Raw genomic sequence first — 24,647 nt, forward strand, 5'->3', positions numbered from 1 at the left:
GGAGTCAAAGCCATGCATAGACCACCGATTGATGCTGAAACCGATAATCCTGACATAACAGAAATCATTCAGGAAAAGTTGCTCGATGCAGAAATACCGGGCTTCCAGGCTGAATTTGATCCATTGGAGGCGGAAAGGCTGGGCGCATTCAAAGAAGACGCTTTGAGTGAGGAAGATGCGTTGGATAGCACGATTGATCATGCAGCGGAGGTTGAAGATGAAAGGGGCTAAGAAGGCTTTTCATGAACAAGTCGCCGAGAATTTGATTGAGCAACTTAATAAAGGCGTAGCTCCCTGGCAAAAGCCGTGGAAACCAGGTGACCTGCTGGCCACATTGCCTGTCAATCCCACAACTGGTAAGCGTTACCGGGGAATTAATAGCCTTAACCTGATGAGTCTTGCGTATACGGATCCGCGTTGGTTGACGTACAAGCAAGCGGTAAACATTGGCGCACAGGTGCGCAAGGGTGAAAAAAGCACGCTCGTGCAATACTGGAAATTTACTGATGAGCGCATCAAAAATGATGATAGTGGAAATCCTGTATTCAATACTGAGGGGCAGCCCATTAAAGAACAGGTGAGACTAGAGCGCCCCAGAGTGTTTTATGCCGCCGTATTTAATGCGCAGCAGATGGATAATCTGCCCGAACTTGACATTAAAGCCCCTGACTGGGATCCCCTGGAGCGGGCAGAACGCATATTACAAGCATCCCATGCCGTAATCCATCATGGCGAGGCTGATCGCGCATTTTATCGGCCATCAACCGACAGTATCCACTTGCCACACAAGCATCAATTTCCGACTCCCGATCGCTATTACGCAACCGCCCTGCATGAACTGGGCCACTGGACCGGTCATGAATTGCGCTTAAATCGTGATCTCGCGCATCCATTCGGCAGCGAGGGTTACGGCCGCGAAGAATTACGCGCTGAAATTGCCAGCATGTTGCTCAGCGGTGAGCTGGGTATCGGTCATGATCCGGGGCAGCATGTGGCTTATGTGAGTTTATGGATCAAAGCGCTACAGGAAGATCCGACAGAAATATTTCGTGCTGCCGCTGATGCGGAAAAAATCCAAGAATATGTACTGGCATTGTCACAACAACAGGAAATTGCACAGAAAGTTGATGTAGAGGAGGCAACCAAAATGAATCAAATCAAGCAAAACACCGCCAGCTATTTACACAATCTCTCACCTGATCTGGCCACCATCGCATCCCACAATATCAAACGGTTGAATGAGTTGACACAAGCTATGTCAAAAAAGGATCAGGATGCCATCGTTTTAGTTGCCGATGCGCTCAAGTTTTTGAGGAATGGTGCCATTGATAATCTGGAGTTTGAAGAAGTATCTTCAGACAAATTGGGTTTTAGCATTCCGGCTGACTGGAATGGGCGCACCCAAGTGCAGGGCAACGTCATTCAAACCGATGAAAATGGCGTTGAGTCGATAGTATCCGCTGATTCACTGAATAGAGAACCGCAATTCTGGGGCGTGACTATGCAGCGTGATGACCAGACTTTTCAATGGGTAAAAGACTGTGAGTCTAAACAAGAAGCGGAAGATTTAACCAATTTGCTTGCACTCATTGATGTCGCTGCCGATAAAAATGAACATGAAAAGGCCGCTCAGCTCGCCAACATCCATGAAAATCGTATTCGAAATGATCCAATTAGTACTGAAGTATCGATATCAGGAGCCAAGACCGATCAAGACGATGACAATGCTCGTCAATATTTGATCGTTCCTTATACGGAAAAAGACTTGGCAAAGGCCGCTGGAGCTCGTTGGGACAAAAAGGCCCGTGCCTGGTATGTAGGGCCAGAAGCAGATATCCAAACATTGCAACGTTGGCTACCGGAGAATGTTTCCACACAGCAGGAACCTGCGATAGATCCTGTGAGTGAATTTGCTGACTTGCTGCGTGCTCAAGGTTGTCAGGTTGATGGTAATCATCCGATGATGGATGGCAGTAAACACAGAATTAAAGTTATTGGTGACAAGTCGGGTGAGAAATCAGGTTTTTATGTGGCGCATCTGGATGGTCATCCTGCCGGTTATTTCAAGAACAATCGAACCGGGATAGAGACGCGCTGGAAGGCCAAGGGATATTCGTTAACGGATGAGCAAAAAGCGGAGCTGATCACCCAAGCTGCTATCAAGCAGCAGAATAGAAAAGCCGAACAACATGCGCAGCAAATTAAAGTTGCTGATGCAATTCAACAATTGCTGATTATCGCACCTGCTGCCGATTCCGAGCATCCTTATCTGAAAGACAAGCATGCCCGGCCAGGCGATCTGAGAATTGTGCCGCAGAATGCTGATGATTTACCCAATGACTCAATCATAAAAATTGGTCAGAACTGGCAGGAAGTCAAAGCACTACGAGAAGAAAATCCAAACGGTATTGTACTGAGTGCCGGTGATTTGTTGCTGGCCGCACAAGATGTTGATGGACAGATCTGGAGCGTGCAAACGATACAGGCTGGTGGAGCAAAGCTTTTTGCATCTGGTAGCAGAAAGGAGAATAACTTTCATGTCGTTGGTGGCGAGAGTCAGGGACTCACAGCACTGGATGCTGCACCTGCCATTGTGATTGCTGAAGGTTATGCCACCGCAGACACGCTATCCCAGGCGCTGGATTATCCCGTCATCACCGCATTTGATTCAGGTAACTTGCCCAAAGTTGCGCAGGATTTACATCATAAATACCCGCACAAGCCAATCGTTATCGCAGGCGACGATGATTATCATCTGGAATCCACCCTTGGCAAAAACCCTGGCAAGGAAAAAGCGCTTGAAGCAGCGGCATTGGTAAATGGTGTAGCGGTATTTCCGGTTTTTGCATTGGGTGAACAGGACTCAAAGAAATTAAATGATTTTAATGATCTCGCCAATAAGAGCGCGTTGGGTATTGAGGCGGTTAAACGACAAGTTGGATCGGTTGTTGAAAAAGTATCGCAGCAGGCTAAACAGGACAGCTTATTGAAGTTACAAGTCCCTATTGAACCTAAGCAGCAGGAAATCAAGCAAAAACGGGCATTGGTCAGGTAATTTGATAAGGAGGCCGCAAGATGCGCGATAATATGCTGAAGATTCCAGGAATCCCATCCAATCCTGATGAAGGTGATCTTTATGAAAACATTGAAACTCGTCCCGGTACTACCGAAAAACAAAGGGAAGCAGGAAGAGGCGCCTATACAGAACTGCTTGAAGCTCATGCTCGATGGGCAGGTGGCACCTTACTGGGTTGTGATTTCCCGAAAGACTTCCGAGAAAAAGGAGGAACCACTTTTCTGAATCAGCACATCAAGTCAGGCCATGATCTGGCAATAATGGCGCAAATACTGCGTGATCCGCGCTATGAAACGCTGAGAATATTTTATACCCGTATGAATCGCATCGTTCATCATACTGCTGTGAGTTCCAGATTGCCGGGTGCAGTCTATCTGGAGAAGATTGGACATGCCAAACATGATCTGGGTGTTTTGGTAGAAAAGACTAAACGTCATGTTAAAGCAGATGGTTACTGGTTATTGCACAATCATCCATCGGGTAATGCTACGCCATCGAGTCAGGATGTCAGGCTCACAGAAATAATCGCATCATTTGTCCCGAGTTTCAAAGGCCATGTCGTTATCAATACCAGTCAATACAGTGTCATTGATAAAGACGGTCATGTCGATTTTGTGGATTGGATGGGTAATCAGGCAGGAGGTTACCAGAATAATCATTATAAAAGTCATGAACTGCTCCTGGAGAAAATAGCCTCACCGGAGGATCTGGCAAAGATAGGCCATGCTTTAAAAAAGCGAGACCAGTTTTTTAACTTGATAGGGATCAGTGCAACAGGTTTTGTATTGTCGTTAAGTGAATTACCCTTATCGGTATTGAATCGTCCTCAAAATCTGCTTCTGGTGCGATTACAAAATTTTGCACGCAATTCCGGCGTCAATACCGTATTTGCCATCACGAATGCCAATGATTACAGGCACCCGGTGTAAATAGCGGAGTAAAAATGTACCACTGAGGCGCACTGAATTTCGCGGGAATCTCGGAATAAAAGTGTACCAGTCTGAAGCCTGTAAGCTGATGCGATTAGCATCAAGTGAAAGGCGATGAGGATGTATACAGTGGAACTATATGTAAAGATTCGACGTGCGGTGATGGTAGAAGGCAGAAGCGAGCGCGAAGTTGCGCGTTATTTTGGAATTCACCGCAAGACTGTGAAGAAGATGTGTCAATACGCTGCACCGCCGGGTTATCGGCGCAAGCGCGAACCCGTATCTCCCAAGCTTGCTCCTTTCACTGGCATCATTGATGCTATTTTGGAAGCTGACAAACAAGTGCATGTTAAGCAGCGCCATACTGCGATACGGATATTGGAGCGGTTGCGTGAAGAACACGGCTTTACTGGTGGTTATACCATCGTACGTAACTATGTTAACAAGGCTGCAATTCGGCAGAAGGAAATGTTCATGCCGTTAGTGCACTTGCCTGGCCATGCCCAGGTAGACTTTGGTGAAGCCGATGGCTATATTGGTGGCAAACTGGTTCGATTCCATTATTTCTGCCTTGATATGCCGCATTCGGATGGTTGCTTTGTCAAAGCCTATCCAACTGAAGATACCGAATCCTTTCTGGATGGGCATGTTGCTGCCTTTGCATTTTTGGGTGGGATACCGCAATCGATCCTGTACGACAACACCAAGATTGCGGTGGCCAAGATACTGGGCGATGGCAAACGCCAGCGTACCAAGGCATTCAGCGAGCTGCAGAGCCACTATCTGTTTGAAGACAAGTTTGGGCGACCGGCCAAAGGCAACGACAAGGGGAAAGTTGAGGGCATGGTTGGTTACAGTCGCCGCCACTTCATGGTGCCGCTACCCATTGCTGCTGATTTTAATGCCCTGAATGCAAAATTGTTGGATGGGTGCATCAAGCGCCAACAGGCCAAGTTGCGGGGTCAAACTGAAACCATCGCTGAGCGCATGAAACGCGATACGGCTGCATTGATGGCTTTACCTGCAGTTGCTTTTGATGCCTGCCATAAGATTTCCACGCGTGTATCTTCATTATCGCTCGTGCGTTATCGAAGCAACGATTACTCGGTGCCTACTCAATACGGTCACTGGGAGGTACTGGTGAAGGGCTATGTGGATCGCGTAGAGATTTGCCTGGGCACAGATACGATTGCACGTCATGCGCGCAGCTACGGTCGGGAAGAATTCATATACAACCCCTTGCACTACCTGGCATTGTTAGAGCAGAAACCGCGTGCGCTCGATCAAGCGGCACCCTTGCAAGATTGGGTACTACCTGAAGTATTCGATCGGCTGCGTCGCGTGTTGGAAGTCCGCATGGAACGCCGTGGCCGCAAGGAATATATCCAGATTTTGCGGTTGCTGGAGAATTTTAGCCTAGCGCAAGTTGAGCAGGCAATCAAACAAGCGATGGGGTTCGGTACAATTGGTTTTGATGCCATCAAGCATTTGATTCTGTGCGCGATAGAGCAACGACCTGCCAAGCTCGATTTGATGCTCTATCCCTATTTACCCCGTGCCAGCGTGAAATCCACTGAACCACGATCGTATTTAAGCTTGCTGCAAGGATTCAAGTCAAGCCAATCTACGGAGGTGCGTTATGACTGATACCTCTATTCCCACCACGGTCGCGCCGCAAGTCTTGCTGATCAATCACTTCAAGACCCTAAAGTTACCAACCTTTGCACGTGAATATGAAAAGGTGGGACTCGAATGCGCACGTGAGGATGTTGATTATGCACGCTATTTATTGCGACTATGCGAACTGGAATGCATTGATCGTGAACGGCGGAATACCGAGCGGCGCATACGTCAGGCGAAATTCCCAGTAATTAAAAGCCTGGATACGTTCGACTTTGCTGCAATACCTGGACTGAATAAATCATTGATACTGGAGTTGATGCGCTGTGAATGGATCGATAAGCGCGAGAACATCATTGCGTTGGGCCCATCAGGCGTTGGCAAGACTCATATCGCATTGGCTTTAGGGCTGGCTGCCTGCCAAAAAGGCATGAGCGTTTTATTCACGACAGCTGCAGCGCTGGTGCATGAGTTAATGGAGGCGCGCGATGAAAAGCGATTACGTACCTTGCAAAAGCAATTGACCAACGTCAAATTGCTGATCATCGACGAACTGGGTTATGTGCCATTTACTGCAATTGGTTCAGAGCTCTTATTCGAAGTATTCAGCCGTCGATATGAACATGGATCCACTTTAGTCACATCGAATTTACCATTTGATGAGTGGACCAGTGTGTTGGGATCAGAACGATTGACCGGTGCGCTGTTGGATCGCTTAACCCATCATGTTCATATTCTGGAAATGAATGGAGAATCGTATCGCCTGGCCGCAAGCAAGAAACGGCAAAAGCAGACAGTACAAACCAAGCCTATAGAAAAGGAGGATGCCAGACCAATATAAAAGATTTTAGGGGAAACACTGCGCCTTTACTGAAACCCAAGAAATAAAAAATCAGAGGCGCAAAACCAGAGGTTAAATCCCTCTTTTTATTAACCTAACTGGTACACTCTTCGCGCGCTATTTGGTACCCTTTTACTCCGCCATTGACAATAGTAGTATTATGGTTCTATTGGGCTATATTAATTTTTATTATGGAGAACTATTGTGAAAAACAAAATCTTAATTTTAATTGCTGTTGGTTTATTAAGTTTATTAGCTTCATGTGCACAAATGAATCCACACCCAATGGATATGACTAAAGCTATTCAGGAAGCAAAAAGTCCTACTGACCATAATGCACTAGCTAAGCATTATGAAGATGCTGCAAAAGAAATGCTGTCAAAAGCACAAGAACATAAGAAAATGCTTGAAGGATACGAGTCAAATTCTTCCCACTATGGTAGACAAGCGTTAGATTTGCAGGCACACTGTCGAAACCTAATTAATGCATACGAGCAAGCTGCGAAAGCAAATACGGATATGGCCGATTCCCATCGCAAAATGGCTGAAGAGATTAAGTAATATTCGATTGATGAAGCAGCACGATTGAGCTACTTAATTTTTGTCTAGTGATAAGCTTGAAATTGTTTATAATAAACAAATGAAAAGACGCAACTACAAATGGCTATTGGTTTTTTTTATGCTGTGGCTTCCATTGCAAGGCGCTGCAGCGGCTGCTTTGTCAGTGTGTGTGCAAGAAAACAATATCAACAGTCATCACAACATATCGACGAAAGCTATCGACAGCCATCATCATGATGCTTGTCATAAGCAAACAGCAGATAATACAACCGATCATTTGTTAGCAAGTCTGCCGTGCGATGATACCTCTTGTAACGCATACAGTAATACGCCGATCCTGTCTGGCTACACTGCTGTCATGCAAACTAACGACACTTCCGCTATTACTTCATTGAGTCCAAGTTTTATTTCATTTGTATCCGAACAGCCGCAACATCCTCCGCTAGCTAACCCCCTTTAAAAATCCGCCTGTAATCCAGGCAAAAAATATCAATTCAGATTAATCCTGCGTTTAAGTAATTGCTACGCAAGATTTTGCAATGCGCAAGCTATTGCCATTATTGTCTATTACTAGACTGATAAGTTTTGGTGATACAACAGTTAGGAGGTTAGTATGTCCCTTTCATTTTCTTTTAAATTATTACTGTCGTTAATCTTTGCCTGTATGTCTGCTCTGTCACTTGCAGATCGGATTACACAACCAATTCCAATTGACTCAGTATCCGACATTACTGATAACACAAGCAACAACTCGGCACAAATATCCAATAAAGAATCGTCTGTTTCTTCCAATCTCATTTTTGCAAGGGGTGTGGTGCTGCAGGTCGATCAATCCAACGCCACAATAAAAATAAATCATGACCCGATCGCTGCACTAAATTGGCCAAGAATGACTATGCCCTTTCGCCTGAAGGAACGCTCATTGGCTACTAAAATTAAAGAAGGCGATATCGTTGAATTCTCTCTTGAAAAAGAAGCTTCCAATTACGTCATCGTAAAATTGAGTAAGCAAAATTCCACCGGGAGTTCGCAGTGATTCCCGGCAGAATTGTTGCGGCAGTGCTTGCTGTTATCGTACTTCCGGCAAATGCTCAGGGTAAGGAAGATATTTTAAACAGGGCTGGTACAGCAATTTTTGCACAGTCTGCTACAAAGGCAACTTTAACAGCATCCAACTCCCACAACGTGACGCTGCTCCCAAGTTTGATTGCAGAAGCACTGGAAAATAATCCGGAGATTCAGGCTGCGTATCAAGAACGTGAAGCCGCTCAACAAAGAGTATCACCAGCGGAAGCGCTGGATGATCCCATGCTTGAGGCTGGTGTGATCAATGCACCGCTGGCATCTTCACCATTCAACCGCGAGGATATGACCATGAAAATGATCGGTCTATCCCAGCGTTTGCCTTTTCCGGGAAAGCGCGGTTTGCGTAAAGATGTTGCCGCCAAGGATGCCGAAGCGATTGAGCAGGGTTATCATGAAACGGTTAATCGCGTTGTGCACGATCTTAAAACAGCATATTGGGATCTCGGACTCACGGTTGAGATAATCAAGCTGACCGAGAAAAACAAGCAGATTCTCGAACGTTTTCTGCGCATTGCGGAAGAACGCTACCAAGTTGGACAAGGCAGTCAGGCGGATGTGCTGAAAGCACAAACACAGGTATCGAGAATGCTGGACAGATTGTTAGTATTGACGCGCGAACAGCCAGTGCTGGAAGCGGAATTGATTCGCATTCTGGGACGCCACATGAAAGGCGAGATTCTAGTTCCGGTACCATTACAAATTCAAGAAGTGCCTTTGAATTTAGAGACATTACAACAAGAAGCTCTAACGCAACGCCCGCAATTGCTTGCATTGCAAAGTCTGATTGCACGCAATGAGAAATCTGTTGATTTGGCACGCAGGACCTACTATCCGGATTTTGACGTGCGACTTTCGTATGGTCAGCGTGACAACATGATGGACGGTACGAGACGCGATGACATGGTCAGTATGACTGTGGCGGTTAATCTGCCGGTATGGCGCGGCAATAAAATTGAGCCTCGCATCATGGAATCACAGGCAATGCGTGATCAAACAGTCAGTCTGTATCAAGCGCAAAGTAATGAAGTTACGGCAAGATTGCGTCAGCAAATTGCCATCGCTGAGCAAAGCCTGAAATCGGTCAAGCTCTATCAGACTGCCATTCTTCCACAAGCGAAATTGACGGTTGAATCCGCATTGGCTGCTTACCAGGTAAACCGGGTCGACTTTTTGACCTTGCTGGATAATCAAATGACAGTATTTGATTTCGAGACCAGTCTCATCACAGCGATGGCGAATTACAACAAAGCAGTGGCGGAAATTGATTTGCTGGCTGGCAAAAAGCAGCACTAACTGTTACCGATTATGGAGATTCCTATGAAATCCGTCGTTAAACTAATCATGGTTGGAGTTGCGATTACAACTGCATTGTTTGCAAGTTATTGGTGGGGTAGTACGCAATCACAAACATCAACCGGAGTTACTTTATCCGCAGCAACCAGCACTGAAAAAAAGATTTTATATTACCGCAATCCAATGGGATTGCCCGATACCTCCCCAGTACCCAAAAAGGATACCATGGGAATGGATTATCTGCCGGTTTATGAGGGAGAGGAATCTCAATCAGATCAAACTATTGTAAAAATAAGTACCGAAAAAATTCAAAAACTAGGGGTGCGAACTGAAACTGCAACATTACGTGAACTGACGCGCACTATTAGAGCCGTAGCAACGATACAGGCAGATGAACGCAAATTATATGCGTTAGTAACAAAATTTGAAGGCTGGATCCAGCGGCTCTATGTAAACACCACAGGGCAGGCAGTGAAAAAGGGCGATGCCTTGATGGATGTATACAGTCCTGAGTTGATTACAGCGCAACAGGAATACTTGATTGCGCTAAGGGGGTTGCAATCCACCGCTGATAGCGATTCCGATGTGCGGGCCTCTATGCAGCGATTGGTTGCCAGCGCATTGCAGAAACTGCGCAATTGGGATATTGCGGAAACCGAATTACAACGCCTGCAGCAAACCGGCGAAGTGCGGCAGTATATGACATTGCGTTCTAAAGCCGATGGTGTCGTGCTGGAAAAGAGGGCTGTCATGGGTCAACGCTTTATGCCTGGAGAAGTGCTTTATCAGATTGCTGATTTATCCAGCGTGTGGGTGCTAGCAGATGTATTTGAACAGGATCTTGGAATGGTACATCAAGGTCAGGTGGCCACCATCAGAGTGGAAGCTTATCCAAACGAAGTTTTCAACGGTGAAATTGCTTTCATCTATCCCACAGTAACTCCGGAGACGCGTACTGCTATCGTGCGTGTTGTACTTCCCAACCCCGATGGTCTGCTGAAACCTGCCATGTACGCACGCGTGGAATTTGCTTCATCCCACAGCAAAGACAAAGTGCTGGTAATACCCGATTCAGCCGTACTGGATACTGGCACCCGCCGGGTGGTATTGGTGGATCTCGGCGCAGGCCGATTTGAACCGCGCACGGTTAAACTGGGTATGCATGCCGATGGCTATGCTGAGGTGCTGGGGGGAATTAATGCTGGAGAAACCGTTGTGGTTAAAGCTAATTTCCTAATTGATGCAGAAAGTAATCTCAAGGCGGTTCTGAGTGGCTTGGGTTACGGAGGCCATCAGCTACCGGACGAGGAAAAAGAAACTGGAACTGGTTCGTTTGTTAAGGCATCGCCGTCAAAAACTCATCGTGGCGAAGGAACCATCAATACCATGGATTTTGCACATGCAACAATCACACTTGCGCATGGCCCAATCGCTAGTCTTCAATGGCCTGCAATGATCATGGATTTTCGCGTTTCTGATCCAGCGTTACTTCGTTCATTAAAGCCTGGACAAAAGATTATATTCGAAATCACCGGTGAATCAGCCGGTGAATATATCATCGTGTACATTCAGCCAGTAGATCTCAGCCTTGGCGCCACTGCTCACGGAGGACATTAAGATGATTGGCAATATAATCGAATGGTCGGTGCGGAATGTCTTCCTGGTACTACTTGGAACCTTTTTTGTGGTAGCTTGGGGCGTGTATGCAGTATTGAAGACGCCTATCGACGCAATACCCGATTTATCGGACGTACAGGTCATCATTTACACGGAATATCCCGGACAGGCGCCGCAGGTGGTCGAAGACCAGGTTACTTATCCGCTGACTACAGCTATGTTAAGTGTGCCAAAATCAAAGGTTGTCAGGGGACTATCAAATTTCGGTGTATCGTTTGTGTATGTCATCTTTGAAGATGGCACCGATATCTACTGGGCGCGTTCGCGAGTACTGGAATACCTGAGCTTCGCAGCAAACCGGTTACCAGAAAATGTCAGGCCTTCTCTCGGCCCGGATGCAACGGGGGTCGGTTGGGTTTACCAATATGTGCTAGTTGCCAAGAATCGCGCACTCGACGAATTACGTGCTATTCAGGATTGGTTCTTGCGTTATCAGTTGACCGCAGCACATGGCGTGTCGGAAGTGGCGAGTGTGGGCGGTTTTGTAAAAAACTATCAAGTCACTGTAGATCCGCGGCGCCTTCAAGCCTACGGGATATCACTCAAAACAATCTCCGATGTTATCGCCTCCAGCAACCGCGATGTCGGGGGACGTGTGATCGAGCTGACGGAAACTGAGTATATGGTTCGCGGTAAGGGCTATCTGCGCGGAATTAGTGACCTGGAAAATCTGGTTGTGAAGGCACACGAGGGTATGCCGGTATTGCTGCGTCATATTGCCCGGGTGGAATTAGTACCTGATGAGCGCCGTGGCATCACCGAACTCAACGGAGAAGGAGAGGTTGTTTCGGGTATCGCAGTGGCGCGGCATGGTGAAAACGCTCTCAATGTGACCCATAATCTCGAAAAAAAGATCGACGAAATCGCATCCGGTTTACCAGAAGGTGTTTCGATTCAGCCTGTCTACAACCGCTCGGAGTTGATTCACCGCGCCATCGCGACGCTAAACGAAGTATTTATCGAGCAGATCATAATCGTGGCGCTGGTATGCGTAGTATTTCTCATGCACGTGCGCAGTGCACTGGTGGCGATCATCATGCTTCCGATCGGTGTGCTGATCGCCTTCATTGCAATGTTTCACCTTGGCATTAATTCCAACATCATGAGCCTGGCCGGTATCGCGCTGGCGATCGCAGAAATGACCGACGCAGCAATCGTCATGGTCGAAAACGCGCATAAACATCTTGCGCGACTCGCTCCCGATGAATCGCGCACGGAGGCTGTCATTGCAGCCTGCAAGGAAGTCGGCCCGCCGCTATTTTTCAGCCTGCTGATCATCACGGTATCGTTTATACCGGTGTTTGTGCTCGAAGCACAGGAAGGGCGGATGTTTCACCCGCTTGCCTATACCAAAACGTTTGCGATGGCGGGTGCTGCGCTGCTTTCGATCACCTTGGTCCCGGCTCTGATTCTGCTTTTGCTCCGTGGCCGCATTCCGCGCGAGCAGGACAATCCGTTGGGCCGGATCATGATCCAGCTCTATCGGCCTGTAATGACTCAGGTGTTACAGTGGAAAAAAGTCATTGTCCTGGCAGCAGTCGTGGTAGTTGGGGTTACTGTTTATCCAACGCTCAGGCTGGGAACAGAGTTTATGCCAACATTGAATGAAGGCACACTACTTTATATGCCAGTAACACTTCCAGGTATTTCCGTTACCAAGGCGGCAGAAATCCTGCAAACACAGAATAAAATCATTAAAAGTTTTCCCGAGGTGGCATCGGTATTGGGAAAAGCCGGACGCGCTAATACCGCTACTGATCCAGCGCCGCTGGAAATGACTGAAACCATCATTAATTTGAAACCGGAAAGCGAATGGCGTCCAGGCATGACCATCGACAAGTTGATCGCCGAATTGGATCAAGTATTACAAATGCCAGGAGTCAGTAATGCCTGGACGATGCCGATCAAAAATAGGAACGATATGCTTGCCACCGGCATACGCACACCCGTCGGAATCAAAGTGTTCGGCAAGGATTTGGGCGAGATTGAAAAACTTGCCAAGCAGATTGAGGCAGCTGTAAAAACAGTGCCAGGAACCAGTAGCGCCTATGCGGAACGCACAACCGGCGGCTACTATCTTGATGTTGAGCCCGATCGTCTTGAACTTGCCCGATATGGATTGGCTGTCGGCGATTTATTGTCTGTGATTTCAGCAGCGCTTGGCGGCGAGATGGTGACGACCACGGTTGAAGGCCGGGAACGCTTTGGTGTTACCGTACGCTATCCACGCGAGCTACGCAGCGATCCGCAGGCAATTGCTACTCAGGTGCTGGTTCCAACCATGGGAGCGACGATGATTCCGCTTGGCCAGCTTGCACGAATCAGCCTTGTCAAAGGCCCGCCAAGCATTCGTACGGAGAATGCACTACTGTCCGCGTATATTTTTGTTGATATTCGTGATCGTGATATCGGCAGTTACGTTGCAGCCGGACAGAAAGCAGTGCGTGAACAAGTGCAATTTCCTCCCGGATACTATGCCACCTGGAGCGGGCAATTCGAATACATGGAGCGGGCCAACGAGAAACTGAAAGTGGTAGTGCCTATCACTCTCCTGATGGTGTTCCTGCTTGTATATCTGAATTTCAATCGTCTTACAGAGACATTGATAGTAATGCTATCGGTACCTTTTTCCTTAGTCGGGGGTATCTGGCTGATGTATTGGCTTGACTACAATATGAGCATCGCAGCCGCAATTGGTTTTATCGGTCTCGTTGGTATTGCGGCCGAATCGGGGATGGTCATGCTCGAGTTTCTCGATCAGGCGCTCAAAGAGGTGACTGCAAAGCGCGAAGCTTCTGGTAGTAAAGTCACTGTCGAGGATCTTTACGAAGCGGTAGTGCAAGGGGCGGTATATCGAATACGACCCGTGATGATGACCATCGCCGGAAGCGTTTTGGGCCTGCTTCCGGTTATGTTCAGCAGCGGTACGGGTTCCGAAGTAATCCGGCGCATTTCTGCCCCGATGGTGGGCGGCATGGTTTCCGCTACAGTACTAACATTGATCGTATTTCCCGCAGTCTATGCGCTTGTCAAGGAAATCCCAATTCGACATTCGCTTAAAACGGAAAAGAGGGGAGGTTTGTCATCATGAAGAATTCCCCTCGCTATATCCCGGCGTTTCATTTCCACTGGCTGACACGCTGGTACGATCCGATAATGCGGCGCTTATTCCCTGAATCGGGAATTAAGACTGCATTGATCGCGCAAGCCCGCATCCAGCCTGGTCAAGATGTGCTGGATGTGGGTTGCGGTACGGGCACACTCACTCTGATGATCAAACAAATTCAACCGGATGCCGAAGTAAATGGTCTTGATATGGATCCTCAGATATTGGACATCGCACGAAGGAAGGCCGAGCAAACAGGAGTGACTATCGTCCTGCAACAGGGTACGGCGGCTTGTTTGCCCTATCCGGATGAAAGCTTTGATCACGTTTTCGCCAGCCTGATGCTGCATCATTTGACGCGGGAAGATAAACAGCAAGCACTCAGAGAAGCATTTCGCGTGTTGAAGCCCGGTGGTGAGTTGCATATTGCGGACTTCGGCAAACCGCACGATTCAGTCATGCGGCTAATCTCTCTGGTAATGCGGTGGGCTGAAGAGGTTCACGATAACATTCTGGGTTTATTGCCGGTTTTTATAGCAGATGCCGGATTCCATCCAGTGGAGGAGACTACCCGTTATCGCACAGTGGTCGGAGCCATCGCTTTATACCGTGCCTGCAAGCCAATGAGAAATAAACTATGAATGCATGGCATAGCCAATCAATAGCCGAACTCGAACACCTCATTGCAACCGATGTGGAACGGGGACTTACTGATGAAGAAGTGGTTGATCGGCTCGTCCGGAATGGGCCTAATAAACTACGAAAGGGTAAGCGATTTTCAGCTTTTGCTATTTTGGCAAGTCAGTTTAAAAGCCTGGTTATTTGGGTATTGATTGGCGCAGCAGCTGTTTCAACAGCGCTGGGTGAAACTGTAGATGGCATCGCTATTATTGCCATCGTAATATTGAATGCGCTGATTGGTTTCATTCAAGAATATCGTGCCGAAAAGGCTGCTGCCGCGTTGGCTGATATGGTAGCGCCTCATTGTCGCGTAGTGCGCAATGGCCATAGCGTGGTGGTTGCTGCAACCGAAATTGTTCCGGGCGATATTCTTCTGCTAGAAGGAGGGGATCTAGTTACTGCGGATGCCCGCCTGATTCAGGCTTCTGTTCTACGCATCAACGAAGCACCGCTCACGGGTGAATCGCAAGCTGTAAACAAGTTCACGGATAATCTGCCTCCAGAAACAGCTTTGGCTGAGCGAAAAAATATGGTTTTTCTTGGTACCAGCGTAACAGGCGGTTCCGGTCGCGCATTGGTGGTTAATACCGGCATGGAAACGGAACTCGGCCATATCGCTAAACTGCTGGAGACTGCCGAAAGTGGAGAAACTCCGTTGCAAGTCCAGCTCGACCGGGTAGGACATATGTTATTGCTGGCCTGTTTCAGCATTGTTGCACTGATTTTCGGGCTAGGATTATTGCGGGGGATAGCGCCATTTGAGCTTTTCTTAAGCACGGTGAGTCTCGCCGTTGCTGCTATCCCCGAGGGATTGCCAGCAGTAGTGACTATCGCGCTTGCCTTGGGTGTACAACGCATGGTGCGGCGGAATGCATTGGTGCGGCGCCTGGCTTCGATTGAAACATTAGGCCGCGCTCAAGTCATTTGTACGGACAAGACGGGCACTCTGACAATGGGTGAAATGACTGCTTGCAAATTAATCACGGCAGATAACTTGTATCGCATCACTGGCGAAGGTTATTCAACCGAGGGGGGGTTTTTTGTCGGAAATGCAGAAATCCCGGTAGAGGGAACCCCATCACTTCTCGCGCTGCTCCGTGCATCGGCTGCTTGCAACGATGCCGAGCTAGCTTTAATAGATGGTCGATCTATGATAGTGGGCGATCCTACTGAAGGAGCGCTGCTGGTTGCTGCCGCCAAAGGCAATATCACCCGGCAAATGATTGAGGCTGAAATGCCACGACTGGCCATTGTCCCTTTTGATTCCGCTCGCAAACGTATGACTGTAATCCGTCGGCAGGAAAATAATTCCTGGGCATTCGCCAAAGGTGCACCGGAAGTGATTCTCGGCCGCTGCACCCGAATCCGTACCGACCAGGGAATTAGGGATCTGACAGAAAGTGATCGCGTCCGGCTTCTCCATGCTAATACGTTGCTGGCAAACGATGCGCTACGCGTGCTTGCAATTGCTGAGCGCATCCTGGATGGCTTCAGTTTCGAAGAAGGCAAAGTGACAGATGATGCCGAAATCGAGAAGGAACTTATCTTTCTGGGGCTAATAGGCTTACAGGATCCGCCACGCGCCGAGGCAAAAGAAGCAGTGGCCAAATGCAAGCGGGCTGGCATCAAAACTGTGATGATTACAGGTGATCATCCTGATACGGCACGTGCGATAGGGCGTGAGCTGGGTATTCTGGGTAAGAGCGACGAAATTCTCGCAGGTATCGAACTCGACCGATTGAATGATGAGGTGCTGAAGGAGCGTGTATCAAGGGTTTCCGTTTATGCGCGCGTCACCGCCGAGCACAAACTTCGCATTGTTCGCGCGTGGAAGTCCCAGAGTGCGGTAGTGGCGATGACCGGAGACGGAGTGAACGATGCGCCTGCAATCAAGGAAGCATCCATTGGTATCGCGATGGGTGTAACTGGCACCGAGGTGACCAAGGAGGCGGCCGATATCATTATCACCGATGACAACTTTGCTTCTATTGTCGCTGCTGTGGAAGAAGGACGGGGCATTTATGACAACATTGCTAAAACTTTGGCTTATCTGCTTGGTAGCAGTACCGGCGAATTAATCGTGATGCTGGTCGCAGTTCTACTTGGCTGGCCGCTCCCTCTATTGCCCTTGCATCTTCTGTGGATCAATCTGGTAACTGATGGTTTTGCAGCCCTGGCGTTGTCGACCGATCCAGTTGACTCCGATGTATTGGATCGTCCACCGCGGCATCCACAAACGGCACTAATCAATCGTGATTTAATCAAGCTAACGCTATTTACCGGCTTACTGACCGCCAGCGTCACGCTGGGTGTATTTGCCTATGAACTCTATATAATGGGTAGCAGTCTTGAACAAGCTCGCGATGCAGCATTTACTACTTTGGTGATTGCTGGGCTGCTACGCGCTTTTGGGGCCCGAAGCGAGCAGCGTGCCATTTGGGAAATAAGCATGTTTTCCAATATAAGGTTATTTTTGGTTGTAGCAGTATGTTTTGGCTTGCAGTTGGCGATACACCATGTCCCGATGTTTCAAACCTTATTTGGGGTTGAACCTATTACGCTAAGTCAATGCATAGGATGGTTCGCGGTAGGATTCATACCCTTGATCGTTCTGGAGCTGAGAAAATTCATTCGCTATCGTCTTATAAAGGAGATTTGAAAAATAATAATTATATTGATCTCTGTGTACTAATGGAGCACACATGTTAGACGGGGATCAAATGAACAAAACAGGCAGGCACCCAGAAGCGTATTGCCAACATTGTGGAAAGCTTCTTGAAAGGCAACCGTATATTTCTGTGGGTGCTACATACTGTTCCGAACATTGTTTCCTCAAAACCATAGATGTCTGTGCCAGTCAGGAAGATATGTTCAACCTCTTAGCAGAAACTTTGGTGAATGCGCTGGATCTGCGGGAGCACGAAACGGGTTTGCACTCCAAGCGCGTCGCCTGCCATACGATGGTGCTCGCACGTCGCTTTACCTTCGATCCGAATGTATTGCAGCAAATATACTGGGGAACATTACTGCATGATATTGGCAAGATTGGTATCTCCGATGCCATTTTACTGAAAGCTGGCTCTTTAACAGAATCTGAATGGATCGAAATGCGGACACATCCAGAAAAAGGCTACCATCTCATTTCGCAAATACCTGCCATGACAGATGCAGCAAATATCATTCTCTGTCATGAGGAACGCTATGATGGTTCAGGTTACCCAAAAGGACTGAGTGGCGGTCGTATTCCATTAGGTGCGCGTCTATTCATGGTAATAGATGCCTTGGATTCGATAACTTCCAATCGGCCTTATCGTAAGAGTCATTCTTTTGAGTTCGCCAAAGCAGAGATTCTACGTATGAAGGGAAGCCAGTTTGACCCGGAAGCCGTAGATGCTTTCAGCGCCGAAGAGGAAGTGCTGCAAAAAATGGTTATTGCTAAATGCCATAATCATCCTTCGTTAGTGTCAAGCAGATGAACTATATTGTAGGGCTTGATCTTGTCACCAACAGCGAGTTCACTCACTAACCGCTAAGGACGGCGTATTCTTTCAATTATCACAGCATTGGGGATACTCGGTGGCTACTTTATACCGAGGATTACGAATTAAATTATAGAATTTAGGTATATTTCTTTGATTCAACTACCAGGAGATACTTATGAAAGCACGTATATTTTTTGCAACTTTGGTGATTCTGGCTTCATTGATTTCCTGTGCACAAATGAACCCCCATCCGATGGAGATGACCAGCGCGGTTCGTAATGCCAAAACTAGTGCTGACCATGAAGCATTGGCCAAACACTATGAGGATGCAGTTCATGAAATGCAGCTAAAAGTAGAAGAGCACAAAAAACTTCTTGAAGAATATGAGAAACACCCTTATTACTATCCCAAGCGCGCCCAAGACCTCCAAGGGCATTGTTGGAGTCTGATAAAAAGTTATGAGCAAGCTGTAGAAGCAAATATGAGCATGGCGAAAATTCACCACCAAATAGCGGATGAAGTGAAGTAATGTCCACAACTTAAGAACGAGAGACTCGTAGCCTTCAGGTTAGATATGATTTATGGGAGGGTCAAAATGAATTCAGATTTAAACGATTCACATCCGTCAGATACTGATGATCATCGGCAAATAAACTCCAAGCTTCCAGATGCGCCGCTAGCAGCGGATGAAGATAAATGGACATGTCCAATGCACCCGGAAATCTTGCGGAATGCACCGGGAGACTGCCCGATCTGCGGTATGGCTCTGATACCTATTACAAATACGAATATGGGCGAATCGGATAATTCCGAGCTTCGCGATCTCACGCGACGGTTGTGGATTGGCATTGCTTTGTCGCTTCCACTGATTGCTCTCACGATGATGCCCATGATTGGTCTAAATGAACCATTTGGCCTTCAACCTCGTTTACGTGGTTGGATCGAATTCCTGCTGGGTACGCCAGTAGTGCTGTGGGTGGGTTGGCCTATCCTGCGCAAGTTCTGGCTCTCACTCGTACACCGCGCGCTCAATATGTATACACTAATCGGACTCGGCGTCGGATGTGCCTATTTCTTCAGTCTGGCCGCAGTACTTATGCCTGACTGGTTTCCACAGGAGTTTCACGCGCACGACGGTGCGGTGGGCACTTATTTTGAGGCAGCAGCTGTTATCGTAACACTTGTGATACTTGGCGATTACCTTCAGTTGCGTGCGATGGGTCAGACAAGTCAGGCAATTCAACAATTGTTGAGGCTTGCACCCAACCAAGCTTGGCGCTTGCGCGATGACGGAACGGAGGAACAAGTACCGCTTGATGTAATTGTTGTAGGTGACAGGCTACGCGTAAAACCTGGAGAAAAAATTCCTGTCGATGGCACAGTACTTGAAGGCATGAGCAGAGTTGACGAATCAATGATTACCGGTGAGCCTATGTCGGTAGCTAAAGCACCGGGCGACAAGATCACCGGTGCAACCATGAATAGTAATGGCTCATTGATTATCCGCGCTGAACACGTCGGCGCAGACACATTGCTGGCACGTATCGTTCACATGGTCGGAGAAGCCCAACGCACGCGCGCGCCTATCCAGCGGCTTGCGGATATCATCGCCGCTTACTTTGTTCAGATCGTTATTGCCATCGCAATTATCACTGCACTAGCATGGTGGTTTCTAGGCCCCGAACCAAAATTCACTTATGCATTTCTTAACGCCATTGCCGTTCTCATCATCGCCTGCCCTTGTGCGGTCGGTCTTGCAACACCTATTTCAATGACCGTCGCGATGGGACAAGGCGCTCGGATGGGTATCCTGTTTCGCAATGCAGAGGCGATCGAACGCATGCGGGATATTGATACCTTAGTGATAGACAAAACTGGCACGCTGACACTCGGGCATCCGGTTCTAACCAATTTTATCGTCAAGGGTATTGCGGACGATGAGGCGCTCGCGCTGATCGCAAGTGTAGAACAACTTTCGGAACACCCGATTGGCCTTGCAATTGTAGAGAATGCAAAAGCACGTGGTTTGACTCTGCGTCCAGCAAAATCTTTCGACGCAATCAATGGCCTTGGCGTACAAGCAGATATTGATGGCGAGTACGTGCTCGTTGGTAATTACAGCTTTCTCGCGCAACATGGCGTGGATACTCAACCTTGGCATCATCAAGCAGAAGCTCTACGCACTGAAGCCAAAACAGTGGTGTTCTTCGCCGTGGATGGCATTCCCGTTGGAATCGCAGCAGTCGCTGATCCCATTAAGGAAAACACGCCAGAAGCTATCGTAACGCTCAAACATTTGGGCATTAGAATTGTGATGCTGACCGGAGATTCCCAGCACACAGCCAATGCAATAGCTCGGCATCTCGGGATTGATGAAGTGCTGGCCGAAGTGCTTCCCGAAGACAAGGCTGGGCATGTAAAACGTTTGCAAGCCGAAGGCCGCAAGGTTGCGATGGCGGGTGATGGTATCAATGATGCGCCTGCGCTAGCGCAGGCCGATGTCGGTATAGCGATGGGTACCGGCACCGATGTTGCAATGGAAAGCGCAAGTATTACCCTTATAAAGGGGGATCTGCGCGGTATTGAGCGCGCTATCCTGATGTCGCACGCCACCATGCGTAATATTCACCAAAACCTTGCTTTTGCATTCGGCTATAACGTCCTTGGCATTCCGCTTGCTGCCGGTGTATTGTACCCGGCTTTTGGTTTTTTACTTTCACCCATGTTTGCCGGTGCAGCCATGGCATTAAGCTCGGTTTCGGTTGTTACTAACGCGTTGAGGCTTAATCGTACAAGAATATGATTACTAGGAAATTATTTGGATATTGGTTTTTATTTTTCATTTGCTTATGCTACTAAATTTTATGCTGTACTGTAACCTATGATGATATATACTGTTTTTGATAGGGTGTTAATTGATCATAATTAGTAAGGATATATAACTGTGAGAATCTCAATTTTCTCGTTAGTTGTTTTTGGCTTGTTAGGATTTCTGACTTCCTGCGCAGATCTGGGGCCTTATCGGATGGATATGACTCAAATAATCGAATCTGCCAAAACTTCTCGGGATCATAATTGGATTGCTGGACATTATGAAGATACTGCAAAAGATATGCAGTCAAAAGCAGAAGAACATAAGAAAATGCTGGCGCAATATGAAGCCCAAAGACAGTATTATGGTAAGCGCGATTTAGATATGGAATCAATGTGTCGGGCTTTGATTCATACTTATGAGCAAGCTACAATAGAAAATATGAATTTAGCTGATGCCCATCGTAAGATGGCCGAAGCAATTAAATAATACTTTTGCTTTACCTCCATAAATTGTGTGCCGCCATTCGGCGTGAAAGGTATGCACCCGAAAGAATTTCTTCCACACTGGAGATACCTGCACCACTAATACCCAAACCCAGCGTAGAGGCTGCCGCCAATTTCAGGAATGAACGTTTTCGTAAATCATGCTGAAGGTATTCGTTCTTTTTGTCACATACGTGGCACATAAGAGCTCCGGTATTTAAAATCATTCACATCAGAGTAAATAAGCAGGTATTAGTTACTGATCTTTGCATGCCGCCTCGTGCAATTATAATATACTTCGATATACTCAAAAATAAGCCATTTAACGTTTTCTCTCGTTTTAAATCAATAATGATGCAAGCTTTCAGTTTTTAGCGTGTCAAAGAAACAATTACCCTTACAACTCATGGAAGTTTGTATGCCACAGCTGGCTTGTAATGCACGGTAACAGCACTGCAATATTGGGTTGCCACGTTCAGAATGATGTTCAAGCCAGGGAACAGACTCTTTCTTCTGATACTGTTGGCGTTGTTTCCAAGTTTGATGCTGACAAGGGTTTGTTTGTTTCGCCGTTAGTACCTGAGAGCCGGTTTGATATGATACTGCAGAGAAGTTTTCCATGGATAAGTATCCGTTCTCTATGAACATACTTATGGCTATTAAAAATTAAACCTTATGCTTTATTACGCACTCAAAGTAATTATTTCGGCCATTGTAATAGTAGCGATTGCAGAGATTGCCAAGCGAAATACAGGACTCGCTGCACTTGTAGCGTCTCTGCCGCTTACATCGTTATTAGCTTTTATCTGGCTCCATATTGAAGGTTCTACAGTGTCGCAAATTGCAGATCTGTCGAAGCAAATATTTTGGTTCGTATTGCCATCGCTTCTGTTTTTCGTATTGCTGCCCATATTTCTTAAACATGGCTTGGGTTTTTGGCTTAGCCTTGGCTTATCCGCTGCGGCTACCATTAGTTGTTATTTTAGTTTCATGTTTTTTTACCCAGGATCGGGGCTCAACTATAAAGAAAAGATCGCTGCCATAGCGGTCAAGAATTGGTGCACAAAGTGTTATCTCTAAGTGTGAATGTGCTTAATTGCCGGTAAAGTTTGCGGCAATAAAATTGCCTGTGGATGTGAAAAATAAATAAAGTTTCTCTTTCGTCTTATCATCAACAGCAGGATTAGTAAATGTGACTAGCCATTCTTTGCCTTTTTTCCCATCTACCATCTCGATTTTATCTTGTTCAATCATTTTCCATGATGGATCAATCTTGCCTTGCTTAATCAATATTTCTTTTCGCTCAGTCGCGCAGTTTATTACAGTTTCTTCCGTAGCAACTTTGCTGCCGTGAAAATGGCAACTGCTGCCTTCCGCTGCCATCACCCCGCCAGCCCCAAATATTCCAGCAACCAGAATCGTTATCATCAATAGTTTCTTCATTAAATTACTCCTCGGTAGTTAGTAAATTAAAGGCTTTCACGCCCCGTATCAATGCTCTGCTCAACTTCCAGATCCTCATGCGCATGTTTGTGTTCTTGGCTGGGAAAGCGAAAACTATCAGGATCAGAATCATGCTGATACCCGTGTAATTGCATCAACAGCAAGAGTACTCCGGCATAAATAAGAGATTGGTTAGATGCAAAGCTAAATCGTTGAAAAGATGGTTTATGTCTCCATAAAGAAAGCAAAGCCACCATGACCACCAAAGCAACGATCTGCCCTATTTCTACACCCAGATTAAAACTCAATATTCGTAATAGAATGCCAGTACTATCGTCACCGAGTGGCAACTGCTGAAGGCGGGTTGAAAGGCCAAAGCCGTGTAGTAAACCAAATAGAAAAACTGCGCCTAACAGGTTGGGTGATTTCATATCCAGATACTTCTGAAAGCCGCCGTTATTGTCAAAACCCTTATAGATCACACTAAGTGCAATAATCGCGTCAATCAAAAAATAATTCCAGGTAATCTGGTAGAAGGTTGCAAAAATCAGAGTAATACAGTGTCCGACCGTGAAGGCTGTTACAAACTTGGCTATATCCTTGAAGCTGGTCAGGAAAAACACTACCCCAAATAGGAATAATAAATGGTCATATCCAGTCAGCATATGGGTAGCGCCAAGCCCTATGTATTGGAGATACCCACCACTCAACATTCGCAGCTTATCTTCCTCAGAAATACCGTGTGCTAACGCTGAAACTGGTATTAATAAAAATAATAATATTATAAATTTGTATCTGGTAAAGAAGCGCATATCCGGAGTTGGCACTATATTTTTCTAAAAAATGGTTTTGATGGCTATTTGCTAGACTGGATACGCGTGACTATATAGTCACTGCCTGATTGAATGAATGTAAAGGTCACAACATTATCCACCTTGATTTCTTGCAATAATGCTCTATCCTTAATCTTGAAATTCATGGTCATAGACGGCCATTTGAGGGATGCAATCGGGCCATGGGCTAGCTTCACGATGCCTTGGTTCATATCAATCGCTTTGACAGTTGCTATACCCTCATGAGAGACGACCATTTCTTCCTGTGCTGCGATTGCTATATCGGCAAGTTGCATGGCCAACACTCCAGACAATATTATTAGCACGAACATACTGCAAATATTGGCAAAAACATTACTAATGTTTCTTTTCAAGATTATCACTCCGATATAAATATAGTTTTGCACACATATTAGTAAGCAATAATCTGCTTAACATTCGATTTGAACAATCTTTGCAGGTTCAATTCCCCACTCCTTGGAACAGAGAAGCTAGTTGAAACTAGTACATTGAAGTGCGTAGTTTATACCGCTGCTGCAAGCAGCGGAGTGCTTTATTAAGAATTTGTTTAACTTAAAAATTAGTAGCGTTCAAGATGATATAGTTATTTAATGTACACATTTACATTAACTTATCAAATTGAGTGTTTTTTAAGTTAAGTCTAAACAGGTTTATTACAACCTTGACAGAATTCCAATAAGGACTAGAAACCACGATAACGT

20 protein-coding genes and 1 pseudogene are annotated in these 24,647 nt (G+C 46.7%); 18 read left to right on the forward strand and 3 right to left on the reverse strand.

Going from position 1 to position 24,647, the window contains the following annotated elements; all coding sequences use genetic code 11:
* Positions 1–12 precede the first annotated feature (12 nt).
* The 18 genes and pseudogenes from HRU77_08290 (at position 13) to HRU77_08375 (ending at position 22,729) form a co-directional block, all read left to right on the forward strand.
* Positions 13–231, forward strand: a complete 219-nt coding sequence (locus HRU77_08290) for a conjugal transfer protein TraD (GenBank protein ID QOJ20694.1) — start codon at positions 13–15, stop codon at positions 229–231.
* Positions 218–3,055 carry a DUF1738 domain-containing protein gene (locus tag HRU77_08295; protein QOJ20695.1) on the forward strand — a complete coding sequence of 946 codons (2,838 nt, stop codon included), beginning with the start codon at positions 218–220 and terminating at the stop codon, positions 3,053–3,055. The genes HRU77_08290 and HRU77_08295 overlap by 14 nt, the downstream gene beginning before the upstream one ends.
* Positions 3,056–3,075: 20 nt before the next feature.
* A pseudogene (locus HRU77_08300) lies at positions 3,076–4,002 on the forward strand (DNA repair protein RadC).
* Positions 4,003–4,125: 123 nt separating this feature from the next.
* Positions 4,126–5,652, forward strand: coding sequence for an IS21 family transposase (locus tag HRU77_08305; GenBank protein QOJ20696.1), 1,527 nt, complete (start codon positions 4,126–4,128; stop codon positions 5,650–5,652).
* Complete coding sequence (locus HRU77_08310; protein ID QOJ20697.1) at positions 5,645–6,466, forward strand: ATP-binding protein; 822 nt, start codon at positions 5,645–5,647, stop codon at positions 6,464–6,466. Before HRU77_08305 ends, HRU77_08310 begins: the two co-directional genes overlap by 8 nt.
* A 204-nt stretch (positions 6,467–6,670) precedes the next feature.
* Positions 6,671–7,027: a hypothetical protein gene (locus HRU77_08315; protein ID QOJ20698.1), complete on the forward strand. Its 357-nt coding sequence runs from the start codon at positions 6,671–6,673 to the stop codon at positions 7,025–7,027.
* A 118-nt stretch (positions 7,028–7,145) separates the two neighbouring features.
* Positions 7,146–7,487, forward strand: coding sequence for a hypothetical protein (locus HRU77_08320; protein QOJ22108.1), 342 nt, complete (start codon positions 7,146–7,148; stop codon positions 7,485–7,487).
* Between the two features lie 153 nt (positions 7,488–7,640).
* Positions 7,641–8,063, forward strand: coding sequence for a copper-binding protein (locus HRU77_08325; GenBank protein QOJ20699.1), 423 nt, complete (start codon positions 7,641–7,643; stop codon positions 8,061–8,063).
* Entirely contained in the window at positions 8,060–9,406 is a 1,347-nt protein-coding gene (locus HRU77_08330) for a TolC family protein (GenBank protein ID QOJ20700.1), read from the forward strand. The genes HRU77_08325 and HRU77_08330 overlap by 4 nt, the downstream gene beginning before the upstream one ends.
* A gap of 24 nt (positions 9,407–9,430) precedes the next feature.
* Positions 9,431–11,023 carry an efflux RND transporter periplasmic adaptor subunit gene (locus HRU77_08335; GenBank protein ID QOJ20701.1) on the forward strand — a complete coding sequence of 531 codons (1,593 nt, stop codon included), beginning with the start codon at positions 9,431–9,433 and terminating at the stop codon, positions 11,021–11,023.
* A 1-nt stretch (position 11,024) separates the two neighbouring features.
* Entirely contained in the window at positions 11,025–14,174 is a 3,150-nt protein-coding gene (locus HRU77_08340) for an efflux RND transporter permease subunit (protein ID QOJ20702.1), read from the forward strand.
* Positions 14,171–14,830: a methyltransferase domain-containing protein gene (locus tag HRU77_08345; protein QOJ20703.1), complete on the forward strand. Its 660-nt coding sequence runs from the start codon at positions 14,171–14,173 to the stop codon at positions 14,828–14,830. The genes HRU77_08340 and HRU77_08345 overlap by 4 nt, the downstream gene beginning before the upstream one ends.
* Positions 14,827–17,529: a cation-translocating P-type ATPase gene (locus HRU77_08350; GenBank protein QOJ20704.1), complete on the forward strand. Its 2,703-nt coding sequence runs from the start codon at positions 14,827–14,829 to the stop codon at positions 17,527–17,529. Before HRU77_08345 ends, HRU77_08350 begins: the two co-directional genes overlap by 4 nt.
* Before the next feature lie 61 nt (positions 17,530–17,590).
* Complete coding sequence (locus HRU77_08355) at positions 17,591–18,346, forward strand: HD domain-containing protein (protein ID QOJ20705.1); 756 nt, start codon at positions 17,591–17,593, stop codon at positions 18,344–18,346.
* Positions 18,347–18,527: 181 nt separating this feature from the next.
* Complete coding sequence (locus HRU77_08360; GenBank protein ID QOJ20706.1) at positions 18,528–18,881, forward strand: hypothetical protein; 354 nt, start codon at positions 18,528–18,530, stop codon at positions 18,879–18,881.
* Positions 18,882–18,947: 66 nt separating this feature from the next.
* Entirely contained in the window at positions 18,948–21,155 is a 2,208-nt protein-coding gene (locus tag HRU77_08365) for a copper-translocating P-type ATPase (protein ID QOJ20707.1), read from the forward strand.
* A gap of 141 nt (positions 21,156–21,296) precedes the next feature.
* Entirely contained in the window at positions 21,297–21,653 is a 357-nt protein-coding gene (locus HRU77_08370) for a hypothetical protein (GenBank protein ID QOJ20708.1), read from the forward strand.
* Positions 21,654–22,324: 671 nt separating this feature from the next.
* The gene (locus HRU77_08375) at positions 22,325–22,729 is read left to right on the forward strand and encodes a DUF3147 family protein (GenBank protein QOJ20709.1); all 405 of its coding nucleotides are present in this window, start codon (positions 22,325–22,327) and stop codon (positions 22,727–22,729) included.
* A gap of 12 nt (positions 22,730–22,741) precedes the next feature.
* On the opposite strand, the gene HRU77_08380 is transcribed toward HRU77_08375, so the two are convergent.
* Genes HRU77_08380 through HRU77_08390 form a run of 3 tightly spaced genes read right to left on the reverse strand, consistent with a single transcriptional unit; the run spans position 22,742 to position 24,257 of the window.
* Entirely contained in the window at positions 22,742–23,092 is a 351-nt protein-coding gene (locus tag HRU77_08380; protein QOJ20710.1) for a hypothetical protein, read from the reverse strand.
* A 26-nt stretch (positions 23,093–23,118) separates the two neighbouring features.
* Entirely contained in the window at positions 23,119–23,904 is a 786-nt protein-coding gene (locus HRU77_08385) for a HupE/UreJ family protein (GenBank protein QOJ22109.1), read from the reverse strand.
* A gap of 44 nt (positions 23,905–23,948) precedes the next feature.
* On the reverse strand, positions 23,949–24,257 hold the full coding sequence (locus HRU77_08390) for a copper-binding protein (GenBank protein ID QOJ22110.1): 309 nt from the start codon (positions 24,255–24,257) through the stop codon (positions 23,949–23,951).
* Between the last annotated feature and the right edge of the window lie 390 nt (positions 24,258–24,647).

The sequence above is a fragment of the Gammaproteobacteria bacterium genome (assembly GCA_015709615.1).
Lineage (GTDB): Bacteria > Pseudomonadota > Gammaproteobacteria > Burkholderiales > Nitrosomonadaceae > Nitrosomonas.

Bases quoted from the DNA above. Each gene is read 5' to 3' on its own strand.
- HRU77_08290 (QOJ20694.1), top strand. From the start codon at position 13: ATGCATAGACCACCGATTGATGCTGAAACCGATAATCCTGACATAACA.
- HRU77_08295 (QOJ20695.1), top strand. From the start codon at position 218: ATGAAAGGGGCTAAGAAGGCTTTTCATGAACAAGTCGCCGAGAATTTG.
- HRU77_08305 (QOJ20696.1), top strand. From the start codon at position 4,126: ATGTATACAGTGGAACTATATGTAAAGATTCGACGTGCGGTGATGGTA.
- HRU77_08310 (QOJ20697.1), top strand. From the start codon at position 5,645: ATGACTGATACCTCTATTCCCACCACGGTCGCGCCGCAAGTCTTGCTG.
- HRU77_08320 (QOJ22108.1), top strand. From the start codon at position 7,146: ATGCTGTGGCTTCCATTGCAAGGCGCTGCAGCGGCTGCTTTGTCAGTG.
- HRU77_08325 (QOJ20699.1), top strand. From the start codon at position 7,641: ATGTCCCTTTCATTTTCTTTTAAATTATTACTGTCGTTAATCTTTGCC.
- HRU77_08335 (QOJ20701.1), top strand. From the start codon at position 9,431: ATGAAATCCGTCGTTAAACTAATCATGGTTGGAGTTGCGATTACAACT.
- HRU77_08340 (QOJ20702.1), top strand. From the start codon at position 11,025: ATGATTGGCAATATAATCGAATGGTCGGTGCGGAATGTCTTCCTGGTA.
- HRU77_08345 (QOJ20703.1), top strand. From the start codon at position 14,171: ATGAAGAATTCCCCTCGCTATATCCCGGCGTTTCATTTCCACTGGCTG.
- HRU77_08350 (QOJ20704.1), top strand. From the start codon at position 14,827: ATGAATGCATGGCATAGCCAATCAATAGCCGAACTCGAACACCTCATT.
- HRU77_08355 (QOJ20705.1), top strand. From the start codon at position 17,591: ATGAACAAAACAGGCAGGCACCCAGAAGCGTATTGCCAACATTGTGGA.
- HRU77_08360 (QOJ20706.1), top strand. From the start codon at position 18,528: ATGAAAGCACGTATATTTTTTGCAACTTTGGTGATTCTGGCTTCATTG.
- HRU77_08365 (QOJ20707.1), top strand. From the start codon at position 18,948: ATGAATTCAGATTTAAACGATTCACATCCGTCAGATACTGATGATCAT.
- HRU77_08375 (QOJ20709.1), top strand. From the start codon at position 22,325: ATGCTTTATTACGCACTCAAAGTAATTATTTCGGCCATTGTAATAGTA.
- HRU77_08380 (QOJ20710.1), bottom strand. From the start codon at position 23,092: ATGAAGAAACTATTGATGATAACGATTCTGGTTGCTGGAATATTTGGG.
- HRU77_08385 (QOJ22109.1), bottom strand. From the start codon at position 23,904: ATGCGCTTCTTTACCAGATACAAATTTATAATATTATTATTTTTATTA.
- HRU77_08390 (QOJ22110.1), bottom strand. From the start codon at position 24,257: ATGTTCGTGCTAATAATATTGTCTGGAGTGTTGGCCATGCAACTTGCC.